Source organism: Lonsdalea britannica (assembly GCF_003515985.1).
GTDB lineage: Bacteria > Pseudomonadota > Gammaproteobacteria > Enterobacterales > Enterobacteriaceae > Lonsdalea > Lonsdalea britannica.
Genome location: NZ_CP023009.1, coordinates 1348035 through 1361378, shown reverse-complemented (window position 1 = coordinate 1361378; position 13344 = coordinate 1348035). Strand labels below are relative to the sequence as shown.

The following is a 13344-nucleotide window of genomic DNA, read 5'->3' as shown; positions in this document are numbered from 1 at the left end:
CGTGAAACCGGCATCTATCGCCGAAACTGGCCGTGGCCAGTGTTGGTCCTTACGTTACTACTGGGTTTGGCGCACATCACCTTCGGTCGTGCATTGAGCTGGGAACTTCCGGTATTAAGTGGGTTCAACTTCAACGGCGGTCTGGTCATGATCCCCGAACTCGCCGCACTGGCGCTGGCGCTTTCGGTCTATACCTCATCCTTCATCGCCGAAATCATCCGTTCCGGTATTCAATCGGTTGCGCACGGCCAGCATGAAGCGGCGCTTTCGCTAGGGCTGCCAAAAGCGATCACCCTGCGCAAAGTCATTCTGCCGCAGGCAATGCGCGTCATCATCCCTCCCCTGACCAGCCAGTACCTGAACATTGTGAAGAACTCGTCCCTCGCCGCCGCGATTGGCTATCCGGATATGGTGTCGCTATTTGCCGGTACGGTTTTAAATCAGACGGGTCAGGCGATTGAGACCATCGCCATGACGATGTCGGTCTACCTGATTATCAGCCTGCTGATTTCGCTGCTGATGAATATCTATAACCGTAAAATCGCCTTAATTGAGCGCTAGAGGAGCTGGGTGCCCATGATTTCACATACGCCAAATCGCCCAACGCCGATGAGCAGCGCTATCGCTTGGACTCGACGTAATTTGTTTTCCAGCCTTCCCAACAGCCTGCTGACCCTGCTCTGTCTGTGGCTGCTGTGGAAAGGGCTTCCCCCGCTGTTGAACTGGGCGATCTTCGACGCCAACTGGTTAGGCGCGACCCGTAATGACTGTACGCGTGAAGGCGCCTGCTGGGTGTTTATCCACGCTCGCTTCGGCCACTTTATGTATGGCCTCTACCCCACCGAAGAGATTTGGCGCATCAATTTCGCGCTGGTGCTGGCGCTGTTGAGCATTTTCCCCATGTTCTGGAAAGCGATGCCGCATCGCGGTCGTTATATCACGGGATGGTGCGTGGTGTATCCGTTCATCGCCTGGGGCCTGCTGTCCGGGGGATTTGGCGGTATGCCCCACGTAGAAACGCGCCAATGGGGCGGGCTCACGCTCACCCTGATTATCGCCGCCGTGGGAATTGCGGGCGCTTTGCCGCTCGGGATCTTACTGGCACTTGGTCGGCGATCGGAAATGCCCGTCGTCCGTATGCTATGCATTGGATTTATCGAATTCTGGCGCGGCGTACCGCTGATCACCGTTCTATTCATGTCATCCGTGATGCTGCCGCTGTTCCTGACGGAAGGAACCAACATAGACAAACTGTTGCGCGCCTTGGTAGGGGTCATTCTGTTCCAGTCAGCCTACGTCGCGGAAGTGGTGCGCGGCGGCCTTCAAGCATTGCCGAAAGGGCAGTATGAAGCCTCGCAGTCGCTGGCGTTGGGCTATTGGCGGATGCAGTGTCTGGTCATCCTGCCTCAGGCGCTAAAAATGGTTATCCCCGGACTGGTCAACACCATTATCTCGCTATTTAAAGATACCAGTCTGGTGATCATCATTGGGCTGTTCGATCTGTTCAGCAGCATCCAGCAAGCCACGGTCGATCCCGCCTGGCTGGGAATGTCTACCGAAGGCTACGTCTTCGCCGCGCTGATCTACTGGATCTTCTGTTTCAGCATGTCGCGTTATAGCCAACATTTAGAAAGACGGTTTGATACCGGACATCAGTCTCATTGAGGTCATCCATGAATCAGAATGCGTTAACACAATCCGCTGACAACATGATCACGCTGGAAAACGTGAATAAGTGGTACGGTCAGTTTCACGTACTGAAAGACATTAACCTTCAGGTAAAACAAGGTGAGCGTATTGTCCTCTGTGGCCCATCGGGCTCAGGAAAATCAACGACGATCCGCTGTATCAACCATCTGGAAGAACATCAGAAAGGACGTATTGTTGTCGATGGCATCGAGCTGAACAGCGACAGCCGCAACATTGAGAAAATCAGAACGGAAGTCGGCATGGTGTTTCAACATTTCAATCTTTTTCCGCATCTCACGGTTTTGCAGAACTGTACGCTGGCGCCTAGCTGGGTGCATCGCATGCCGAAGAAAGAGGCCGATGCACTGGCGATGCATTATCTGGAACGCGTTCGCATTGCGGCCCATGCGCATAAATATCCGGGGCAATTGTCCGGAGGTCAGCAGCAGCGTGTCGCCATCGCGCGTTCGCTGTGTATGAGACCTAAGATCATGCTGTTTGATGAGCCGACTTCGGCGTTAGATCCCGAAATGGTTAAAGAGGTGCTGGATACCATGCTGGGTTTAGCCGAAGACGGTATGACCATGCTGTGCGTTACTCATGAGATGGGATTTGCTCGTACAGTGGCCAACCGAGTGATCTTTATGGATCAGGGGGAGATCGTCGAACAGGCGCCACCGGATATCTTCTTCTCCAATCCCCGCTCAGAACGTACGCAGGCTTTCCTGGCGCAGATTCTGCATTAAGTCTCTTACGGAGGCTCATTCAGCGCATGAGCCTCGTTTTATCGATCATGCAATCTCCGCTCAATCACCACGTTGATTCCTTGTCTCTACTCGCGATGTGAACCGCTTTTTGTCATACGCCCAGCGAGCGAAGTCTGGTTTCATCTAGTGGATAGCCTTGAATTCTCTGTGGATAAAGCAGACGCATAATCCTGTTAATACCACACCGGTAGATGAAGGGGAGTGATGGCACATCACCGTATCCGTGACCATGAACCAAAACACCTGATGCGCTGTCCCTCAGTTATCGAGTGACCGGCCACTACCGATCTGTGGAGGCACCAGAGATCGGCGGGAAGAACTTGAGCTTGTGTGTGAACGATGAAGTCAGGGATCGCAGAGGCCACGGGAGACATAATGTACAGGAATGAAGGCAGCGTGATTAGCGATCGGTGGCTTGCTCCCGCGATCTCATCACCCCGGCAAGCATCAACGGTAGATACCTTACAGGCCAGCATTATAAAACGTAGCGCAGACCTGACCGGGCGCGGCGTAGCCGCGTCTGGGTCTGAGGTTGGGTTGGGTTGGGTCTGAATGGTGGCGGACATCAGCAGGCTTATCCACCGCATGGCAGCCCTTTCGCGTTTCACGCCAGACTCTTCGCGCGACGCCTCATCGGCGTGGTCAGTACCGAGTCATCACAAAGCAGGGGCAAAAGAGAGTTTAACCTCACTCAGGACTGATACCGGCGGGATAAATAGGTCCAGGTGCAGAATCAAGGGAGCATGGGATCAGGATGGGGAAAGGGAGCAAGCCGTTGAGCAGGAAAGCAGGAATAGGTCATCACAACGGTCTTATGAGCCACGGAGACACTTGCAGAACCCGAATCATGACCATCAATCCTGTCCCGACATGGCGTGTGACCCTCACCGGGGGGCGGGACTACAGGGTCTGTGCTGGCACGGTGCAGATACAGTGCGGCTCTGTCCGCGTCTTTCTCCGCCCCAACGCAAAAACCCCCAGCTTGCGCTGAGGGTTTCTACTTAAATTAATGCCTGGCAGTTCCCTACTCTCACATGGGGAGACCCCACACTACCATCGGCGCTACGGCGTTTCACTGCTGAGTTCGGCATGGGGTCAGGTGGGACCACCGCGCTATCGCCGCCAGGCAAATTCTGTTTCATCCCAACCGTTACGTCCTACTTCCACGCAACCATCAGAACCAATCTTCGAACAAGCTGAATACGTCTCTCTAAAAACACCTTCGGTGTTGTAAGGTTAAGCCTCTCGGGTCATTAGTACTGGTTAGCTCAACGTATCGCTACGCTTACACATCCAGCCTATCTACGTCGTCGTCTTCAACGGCCCTTCAGGGGACTCAAGGTCCCAGGGAAGACTCATCTCGGGGCAAGTTTCCCGCTTAGATGCTTTCAGCGGTTATCTCTTCCGCACTTAGCTACCGGGCAATGCCATTGGCATGACAACCCGAACACCAGTGGTGCGTTCACTCCGGTCCTCTCGTACTAGGAGCAACCCCCCTCAATCTTCCAACGCCCACGGCAGATAGGGACCGAACTGTCTCACGACGTTCTAAACCCAGCTCGCGTACCACTTTAAACGGCGAACAGCCGTACCCTTGGGACCTACTTCAGCCCCAGGATGTGATGAGCCGACATCGAGGTGCCAAACACCGCCGTCGATATGAACTCTTGGGCGGTATCAGCCTGTTATCCCCGGAGTACCTTTTATCCGTTGAGCGATGGCCCTTCCATTCAGAACCACCGGATCACTAAGACCTGCTTTCGCACCTGCTCGAGCCGTCACTCTCGCAGTCAAGCTAGCTTATGCCTTTGCACTAACCTCCTGATGTCCGACCAGGATTAGCTAACCTTCGTGCTCCTCCGTTACTCTTTGGGAGGAGACCGCCCCAGTCAAACTACCCACCAGACACTGTCCGCAACCCCGATTAGGGGCCCACGTTAGAACATCAAACATTAAAGGGTGGTATTTCAAGGTTGGCTCCATGCAGACTGGCGTCCACACTTCAAAGCCTCCCACCTATCCTACACATCAAGGCTCAAGGTTCAGTGTCAAGCTATAGTAAAGGTTCACGGGGTCTTTCCGTCTTGCCGCGGGTACACTGCATCTTCACAGCGAGTTCAATTTCACTGAGTCTCGGGTGGAGACAGCCTGGCCATCATTACGCCATTCGTGCAGGTCGGAACTTACCCGACAAGGAATTTCGCTACCTTAGGACCGTTATAGTTACGGCCGCCGTTTACCGGGGCTTCGATCAAGAGCTTCGCCTTGCGGCTGACCCCATCAATTAACCTTCCGGCACCGGGCAGGCGTCACACCGTATACGTCCACTTTCGTGTTTGCACAGTGCTGTGTTTTTATTAAACAGTTGCAGCCAGCTGGTATCTGCGACTGGTATCAGCTCCGGGAGCAAGTCCCTTCACCAACACCAGCGTGCCTTCTCCCGAAGTTACGGCACCATTTTGCCTAGTTCCTTCACCCGAGTTCTCTCAAGCGCCTTGGTATTCTCTACCTGACCACCTGTGTCGGTTTGGGGTACGATTTCGTGTTACCTGGAGCTTAGAGGCTTTTCCTGGAAGCTTGGCATCGGCTACTTCATCACCGTAGTGACTCGTCATCACGCCTCAGTGTTAATGATGTTCCGGATTTACCAAAAACATCCACCTACACGCTTAAACCGGGACAACCGTCGCCCGGATAACCTAGCCTTCTCCGTCCCCCCTTCGCAGTAACACCAAGTACAGGAATATTAACCTGTTTCCCATCGACTACGCCTTTCGGCCTCGCCTTAGGGGTCGACTCACCCTGCCCCGATTAACGTTGGACAGGAACCCTTGGTCTTCCGGCGTGCGGGTTTTTCACCCGCATTATCGTTACTTATGTCAGCATTCGCACTTCTGATACCTCCAGCAACCCTCACAGGCCACCTTCGCAGGCTTACAGAACGCTCCCCTACCCAACAACACCTAAGTGTCGCTGCCGCAGCTTCGGTGCATGGTTTAGCCCCGTTACATCTTCCGCGCAGGCCGACTCGACCAGTGAGCTATTACGCTTTCTTTAAATGATGGCTGCTTCTAAGCCAACATCCTGGCTGTCTGGGCCTTCCCACATCGTTTCCCACTTAACCATGACTTTGGGACCTTAGCTGGCGGTCTGGGTTGTTTCCCTCTTCACGACGGACGTTAGCACCCGCCGTGTGTCTCCCGTGATAACATTCTTCGGTATTCGTAGTTTGCATCGAGTTGGTAAGCCGGGATGGCCCCCTAGTCGAAACAGTGCTCTACCCCCGAAGATGAGTTCACGAGGCGCTACCTAAATAGCTTTCGGGAGAACCAGCTATCTCCCGGTTTGATTGGCCTTTCACCCCCAGCCACAAGTCATCCGCTAATTTTTCAACATTAGTCGGTTCGGTCCTCCAGTTAGTGTTACCCAACCTTCAACCTGCCCATGGCTAGATCACCGGGTTTCGGGTCTATACCCTGCAACTTAACGCCCAGTTAAGACTCGGTTTCCCTGCGGCTCCCCTATTCGGTTAACCTTGCTACAGAATATAAGTCGCTGACCCATTATACAAAAGGTACGCAGTCACCCTGATAAATCAAGGCTCCCACTGCTTGTACGTACACGGTTTCAGGTTCTATTTCACTCCCCTCGCCGGGGTTCTTTTCGCCTTTCCCTCACGGTACTGGTTCACTATCGGTCAGTCAGGAGTATTTAGCCTTGGAGGATGGTCCCCCCATATTCAGACAGGATAACACGTGTCCCGCCCTACTCATCGAACTCACAATTCATGCCTCTTCGTGTACGGGACTATCACCCTCTGTCGTGCGACTTTCCAGACGCTTCCACTAAGACACAAACTGATTCAGGTTCTGGGCTCCTCCCCGTTCGCTCGCCGCTACTAGGGGAATCTCGGTTGATTTCTTTTCCTCGGGGTACTGAGATGTTTCAGTTCCCCCGGTTCGCCTCATGTCACTATGTATTCATGACATGATAGTGCAACGGATTGCACTGGGTTTCCCCATTCGGGTATCGTCGGGTATAACGGTTCATATCACCTTACCGACGCTTATCGCAGATTAGCACGCCCTTCATCGCCTCTGACTGCCTAGGCATCCACCGTGTACGCTTAGTCACTTAACCTCACAACCCGAAGGTGTTTCGTAAAACACTTCGCGCTGCGATTATTTGAGAGACTCTGATACAACCAAATCACATCTCAGTACTGCACGGAGAGATATGTTCAGCTGCATCGTTTCAAATTTCAGCTTGTTCCAGATTGTTAAAGAGCAAAATACTTCACAGCATACTGTTGCCAATACGCTCTGAAGTCTTTGTATGGTGGAGCTATGCGGGATCGAACCGCAGACCTCCTGCGTGCAAAGCAGGCGCTCTCCCAGCTGAGCTATAGCCCCAAATCAGTTATACCTCTGTCAACCCATCTCATGATGAGTCGACCAATTCTTTTTCAGGCAAGGCGGAGTCTCACGACGTTTACTCAAGTAAACGAGTGGGGCGACAACGCAGCATGGGAAGGAATTGGTAGGCCTGAGTGGACTTGAACCACCGACCTCACCCTTATCAGGGGTGCGCTCTAACCACCTGAGCTACAAGCCTATAAAGGTATTTCTGCTCGTTCTTCTTTCATCAGACAATCTGTGTGAGCACTTCACTAGCACTTCACTTTGGTAAGGAGGTGATCCAACCGCAGGTTCCCCTACGGTTACCTTGTTACGACTTCACCCCAGTCATGAATCACAAAGTGGTAAGCGCCCTCCCGAAGGTTAAGCTACCTACTTCTTTTGCAACCCACTCCCATGGTGTGACGGGCGGTGTGTACAAGGCCCGGGAACGTATTCACCGTAGCATTCTGATCTACGATTACTAGCGATTCCGACTTCATGGAGTCGAGTTGCAGACTCCAATCCGGACTACGACGCACTTTATGAGGTCCGCTTACTCTCGCAAGTTCGCTTCTCTTTGTATGCGCCATTGTAGCACGTGTGTAGCCCTACTCGTAAGGGCCATGATGACTTGACGTCATCCCCACCTTCCTCCGGTTTATCACCGGCAGTCTCCTTTGAGTTCCCACCATTATGTGCTGGCAACAAAGGATAAGGGTTGCGCTCGTTGCGGGACTTAACCCAACATTTCACAACACGAGCTGACGACAGCCATGCAGCACCTGTCTCAGAGTTCCCGAAGGCACTAAAGCATCTCTGCTAAATTCTCTGGATGTCAAGAGTAGGTAAGGTTCTTCGCGTTGCATCGAATTAAACCACATGCTCCACCGCTTGTGCGGGCCCCCGTCAATTCATTTGAGTTTTAACCTTGCGGCCGTACTCCCCAGGCGGTCGACTTAACGCGTTAGCTCCGGAAGCCACAGTTCAAGACCGCAACCTCCAAGTCGACATCGTTTACAGCGTGGACTACCAGGGTATCTAATCCTGTTTGCTCCCCACGCTTTCGCACCTGAGCGTCAGTCTTTGTCCAGGGGGCCGCCTTCGCCACCGGTATTCCTCCAGATCTCTACGCATTTCACCGCTACACCTGGAATTCTACCCCCCTCTACAAGACTCTAGCTTGCCAGTTTCAAATGCAGTTCCCAAGTTAAGCTCGGGGATTTCACATCTGACTTAACAAACCGCCTGCGTGCGCTTTACGCCCAGTCATTCCGATTAACGCTTGCACCCTCCGTATTACCGCGGCTGCTGGCACGGAGTTAGCCGGTGCTTCTTCTGCGGGTAACGTCAATGAATAAGGCTATTAACCTTACTCCCTTCCTCCCCGCTGAAAGTACTTTACAACCCGAAGGCCTTCTTCATACACGCGGCATGGCTGCATCAGGGTTTCCCCCATTGTGCAATATTCCCCACTGCTGCCTCCCGTAGGAGTCTGGACCGTGTCTCAGTTCCAGTGTGGCTGGTCATCCTCTCAGACCAGCTAGAGATCGTCGCCTAGGTGGGCCTTTACCCCGCCTACTAGCTAATCCCATCTGGGTTCATCCGATGGTGTGAGGCCCAAAGGTCCCCCACTTTGGTCTTGCGACGTTATGCGGTATTAGCTACCGTTTCCAGTAGTTATCCCCCTCCATCGGGCAGATCCCCAGACATTACTCACCCGTCCGCCGCTCGCCGGCAAAGTAGCAAGCTACTTTCCGCTGCCGCTCGACTTGCATGTGTTAGGCCTGCCGCCAGCGTTCAATCTGAGCCATGATCAAACTCTTCAATTAAAAGCTTGATTTGCTAAGTTAATAGCGATGCTCAAAGAATTTACTGTTCATTCGTAATGAATTAACTGTTGTTCACTCTTCAAGACTTTTTCGTATCTAGTTGCGATAGTGTCTTGTGAGTGCCCACACAGATTGTCTGATTAAATTGTTAAAGAGCAGCGCCACTTTCAGTGGCCGCGGGCCGCATATATTACGGATTCCGCTTTTGAAGTCAACGACTTTCTTCGTTTTTCTTCGACTGTCACCGCATCGCGTTGTCCGCTGTGCCGTGTCAGTGAGAGCGCATTATAGGGACTTCCTTTCAGCCCGCAACCGGTATTTATCACAAATTTCATCGTTTGCTGCATTCCACAGCAAAAGGCCGCCTTATACCTTTTTTTGCACAGAATTATCCACAGATGTGGCAAACGCTGAAATTTGACAAGCATCACGCAATCGTTTTCGCTACAATTTCCCCCCTGAAAACCGGACCCCGGTTGCGGGGGCATTAGCTGAATATTCGTCTCAACGCCCTGACTGAAGCTTTTGATCAGCAATATTCACATAACGCTCTCTGAATACGAACCTAGCCAAGGGATCACATCATCATGCAACAAAATCGTCCTCTCCGTCGTGCTTTGCTCAGTGTGTCTGACAAAGCCGGTATTGTTGAATTCGCTCAAGCGCTGTCTGAACGTGGCGTGGAGCTACTCTCTACGGGCGGCACCGCACGGCTACTGGCCGACGCCGGGTTACCCGTGACGGAAGTGTCGGATTACACCGGATTTCCAGAGATGATGGACGGACGAGTCAAAACGCTGCATCCCAAAGTTCACGGTGGGATTCTCGGCCGCCGAGGCCAAGACGACGCCATCATGGCGCAACATGATATCCAGCCGATAGATATGGTCGTTGTGAACCTTTACCCGTTTGCCCAAACGGTCGCAAAAGAGAACTGCACGTTGGCCGACGCTGTTGAGAACATCGATATCGGCGGACCCACGATGGTGCGTTCAGCCGCCAAGAACCACAACGATGTCGCCATCGTGGTAAAAAGCAGCGACTATGCCTCTATTATCAATGAGCTGGATACGCACGAAGGATCGCTGACGTACGAAACCCGTTTCGATCTCGCGATCAAAGCATTTGAACACACCGCCGCCTACGACAGCATGATCGCCAACTACTTCGGCACCCAGGTTCCTGCTTATCATGGGGATACGTCTCGCCCCGCCGGCCACTTCCCTCGCACGCTGAACCTCAACTTCATCAAAAAGCAGGATATGCGCTACGGGGAGAACAGCCATCAGCAGGCCGCCTTCTATATAGAAGAAGAGATAAAGGAAGCGTCAGTCGCCACCGCGACCCAGTTGCAAGGCAAAGCGCTGTCATACAACAACATCGCTGATACCGACGCAGCGCTGGAGTGTGTTAAAGAATTTGCTGAACCTGCCTGCGTCATCCTCAAACATGCCAACCCTTGCGGTGTGGCTATTGGCGACTCGATTCTCGACGCCTATGAACGCGCCTACCAAACCGACCCGACATCAGCATTCGGCGGCATCATCGCATTCAACCGCGAGTTGGACGAGGCCACAGCACAGGCCATCGTCAGTCGTCAGTTCGTCGAAGTGATTATCGCGCCGTCGGTCAGCGACGCTGCGTTGCAGGTGACCGCCGCCAAACAGAACGTCCGGGTACTCACCTGCGGACAATGGCAACAGCATGTACCCAGCCTTGATTTCAAACGCGTCAACGGCGGTTTACTGGTGCAGGATCGCGACCTTGGCATGGTCGACGCCTTACAATTACGGGTGGTGACGGAGCGTCAGCCTACTGAAGCGGAGCTACGCGATGCGCTGTTCTGCTGGAAAGTGGCGAAGTTCGTCAAGTCTAACGCCATTGTCTATGCCCGCGACAACATGACCATCGGTATCGGCGCAGGACAGATGAGCCGGGTTTATTCCGCCAAGATCGCCGGTATCAAAGCTGAGGATGAAGGACTCGTGGTCGAAGGCTCCGTCATGGCGTCCGATGCCTTCTTCCCCTTCCGGGATGGCATTGATGCCGCCGCGGCCGTAGGCATTACCTGCGTTATTCAGCCAGGCGGTTCCATCCGCGACGACGAAGTGATCGCCGCCGCCAATGAGAACGGCATTGCGATGCTATTTACCGACATGCGTCATTTCCGCCATTAATCCGGAGCAAGACTCACCATGAATATTTTAATTATCGGCAACGGCGGGCGCGAACATGCGCTTGGCTGGAAAGCAGCGCAATCTCCCCTGGCGGATAAGGTTTTCGTCGCGCCCGGCAATGCGGGCACCGCATTGGAACCGTCGCTGGAAAACATCGACATCGCCGCAACAGATATTCCGGCGCTGGTCGACTTTGCGAAGCAAAACGACATTGGTCTGACTATCGTTGGGCCGGAAGCGCCGTTGGTCATCGGTATCGTCGATGCTTTCCGTGCAGCGCAACTTCCCATCTTCGGCCCAACACAGGCCGCGGCGCAGCTCGAAGGTTCTAAAGCGTTCACTAAAGACTTCCTGGCGCGTCATCATATTCCCACGGCGGAATACCAGAACTTCACCGACATTGAACCGGCTATCGCTTATATCCGGGAAAAAGGCGCGCCTATCGTCATTAAGGCCGATGGACTGGCCGCCGGTAAAGGCGTCATCGTCGCCATGACGTTGGAAGAAGCCGAAAATGCCGTGACGGATATGTTGGCCGGTAATGCATTTGGCGATGCCGGTCACCGCGTCGTCGTTGAGGAGTTCCTGGATGGCGAAGAAGCCAGCTTTATCGTCATGGTCGATGGCGAGCACGTGCTGCCGATGGCCACCAGCCAGGATCATAAACGCGTGGGTGACGGCGACTCCGGCCCCAATACCGGTGGTATGGGGGCGTACTCTCCGGCTCCGGTCGTCACCGACGAGATTCACCAGCGCGTGATGGACCAGATTATCTGGCCGACCGTACAAGGCATGGCCGCGGAAGGAAACGTCTACACCGGCTTCCTTTATGCAGGACTGATGATCTCCGCCGACGGTCAACCCAAGGTCATCGAATTCAACTGCCGCTTCGGCGATCCGGAAACGCAGCCGATTATGCTGCGTATGCGCTCCGATCTGGTCGCGCTTTGCCTGGCGGCGTGTGATGGCAAGCTGGATGAACAGCGTTCCGAGTGGGATGAGCGTCCTTCTCTGGGTGTCGTTCTCGCCGCTGGGGTTATCCGGCTGATTATCGCAAAGGCGACACCATTTCCGGTCTGAGAACGTCGGAAACGGCAGACGGCAAAGTCTTCCATGCCGGCACCGCGCTGAAGGGCAATGACGTGGTGACCAACGGTGGACGAGTTCTTTGCGTGACGGCGCTGGGCGCAAGCGTGAAAGACGCTCAGCGTAATGCCTATGCGCTGGCGAAAGGGATTCGTTGGGAAGGGTCTTTCTGTCGTACCGATATCGGTTATCGCGCTATCGACCGGGAACAGTCGCACTCCTGATGTCTTAGCATGATGAATGAGCCTTCTTGCGGGGGCTCGCTTTAACTCGCGCCGTTCTTAGTCACTCTGTAGTGAATCCACCGTGGGCTCCCAACGACAAAAATCTTCATTGGCGACCAGCAGAAGCTGCGTCCCTTCCGGCGACTCCAGCCAGGCAATGCTTAACGGTACGGAAGATCGCTGCTGGCGCTGTGCGATGCGTTGCGAAGCTCTGCGGTCCAGACTCGGACGAATGCGTTGACCGTCGCAAGTCACTGCCACCCCGTCCTGCCACTGTCCCTGCTTCAATTGAACGTTCCCCGTGCGCATGACGTCGCTCATTTCCAGAAGCCTGCCCGCATCAAACTGATACAGCGCGACATCATCATCGGATAAGGGCTCGCGGCGGTCGGGTAGCTGACGCTGCATATAGCTGACGGCGCCTTTGGCATCAAAACGCAAACGCACGTCCTCTTTGTCAGGCGCGCTCTTGCTTTGTATGATTTCCCGCACGGCGTTCTGCTGGAAGTGGTATCGGGTGATTTGGGTGCTGTGACCATTAAACGGGCTGAAGACCGTCATCAGTGCCGTTTGCTGCTGAGCCGGGTCATCTTTGCGCCACACGCGCACAACGCCACGGTCAGAAAGGTATCCCCCGGCATACAACGCAGAGGGGGGCGAGTGGGAGCTGCAGGAAACCACCAGGGCGGCTACGCTCCCAATCGCGGTACGTTTAAGAAAAAGCAAAAGGGGCGAAATCGCCCCTCTGTTCAAACCTTTTCTTAGCATGCGCTTATTTTACAGCGTCTTTCAGTGCTTTACCGGAAACAAATGCAGGCACGTTGGCAGCTGCGATTTTGATTTCTTTACCCGTCTGCGGGTTGCGGCCAGTGCGCTCATTACGATGATTGACTTTGAAAGTACCAAAACCAACTAATTGTACTGCATCACCTTCTTTCAGAGACTCAGTAATTGCCGCCAGAGTAGCTTCCAATGCAGCTTTAGCCTGGGTCTTGGAAAGGTCAGCCTTGTCAGCAATTACATCAATCAGTTGAGTCTTATTCATAAGTTATCCTTACAGTGTGTTTATCGCTTGCTAAGCATCGAGTGCGACGGAAATGCCATTAAAGCACTCTCCTGCATATACGCACCGACAGCCACTTTTTTTACGCCCCCCAAATGTAGACCAGACG

The 13344-nt window shown here is 53.7% G+C and carries 5 protein-coding genes, 2 tRNA genes, 3 rRNA genes and 2 pseudogenes; 5 read left to right on the top strand and 7 right to left on the bottom strand.

What is annotated here, in order from left to right; translation table 11 throughout:
- Positions 1-6 precede the first annotated feature (6 nt).
- From CKQ53_RS19005 to CKQ53_RS06390, 3 genes and pseudogenes are all read left to right on the top strand, one after another.
- A pseudogene (locus CKQ53_RS19005) lies at positions 7-561 on the top strand (ABC transporter permease subunit); the annotation flags it as partial.
- 15 nt (positions 562-576) lie between these two features.
- Positions 577-1665 carry an amino acid ABC transporter permease gene (locus CKQ53_RS06395; protein ID WP_094118119.1) on the top strand — a complete coding sequence of 363 codons (1089 nt, stop codon included), beginning with the start codon at positions 577-579 and terminating at the stop codon, positions 1663-1665.
- A gap of 8 nt (positions 1666-1673) precedes the next feature.
- Positions 1674-2435 (top strand): amino acid ABC transporter ATP-binding protein, encoded by a 762-nt coding sequence (locus tag CKQ53_RS06390; RefSeq protein ID WP_094118118.1) that lies wholly within the window; start codon positions 1674-1676, stop codon positions 2433-2435.
- A 1032-nt stretch (positions 2436-3467) separates the two neighbouring features.
- Here the strand turns inward: CKQ53_RS06390 and rrf are convergent.
- From rrf to CKQ53_RS06365, 5 genes are all read right to left on the bottom strand, one after another.
- A 5S ribosomal RNA gene (gene rrf, locus CKQ53_RS06385) occupies positions 3468-3583 on the bottom strand.
- A 105-nt stretch (positions 3584-3688) separates the two neighbouring features.
- A 23S ribosomal RNA gene (locus tag CKQ53_RS06380) occupies positions 3689-6596 on the bottom strand.
- A gap of 196 nt (positions 6597-6792) precedes the next feature.
- Positions 6793-6868, bottom strand: a tRNA-Ala gene (locus CKQ53_RS06375).
- 125 nt (positions 6869-6993) lie between these two features.
- A tRNA-Ile gene (locus tag CKQ53_RS06370) sits at positions 6994-7070 on the bottom strand.
- Between the two features lie 72 nt (positions 7071-7142).
- Positions 7143-8685 (bottom strand): 16S ribosomal RNA (locus CKQ53_RS06365).
- Together the 16S, 23S and 5S rRNA genes with 2 tRNA genes alongside form the textbook arrangement of a ribosomal RNA operon.
- Positions 8686-9272: 587 nt before the next feature.
- Here CKQ53_RS06365 and purH point away from each other — a divergent pair.
- Complete coding sequence (purH, locus tag CKQ53_RS06355; RefSeq protein WP_094118846.1) at positions 9273-10862, top strand: bifunctional phosphoribosylaminoimidazolecarboxamide formyltransferase/IMP cyclohydrolase; 1590 nt, start codon at positions 9273-9275, stop codon at positions 10860-10862.
- Between the two features lie 18 nt (positions 10863-10880).
- Positions 10881-12172 (top strand): annotated as a pseudogene (gene purD / locus CKQ53_RS06350) (phosphoribosylamine--glycine ligase).
- Between the two features lie 57 nt (positions 12173-12229).
- Here purD and CKQ53_RS06345 read toward each other — a convergent pair.
- Together CKQ53_RS06345 and hupA are read right to left on the bottom strand one after the other, a co-directional pair.
- A complete protein-coding gene (locus CKQ53_RS06345) occupies positions 12230-12775 on the bottom strand; it encodes a DUF1481 domain-containing protein (RefSeq protein WP_338040087.1) in 546 nt (181 codons plus the stop codon).
- 169 nt (positions 12776-12944) lie between these two features.
- Positions 12945-13217, bottom strand: coding sequence for a nucleoid-associated protein HU-alpha (gene hupA, locus CKQ53_RS06340; protein ID WP_012882985.1), 273 nt, complete (start codon positions 13215-13217; stop codon positions 12945-12947).
- Positions 13218-13344: the final 127 nt, after the last annotated feature.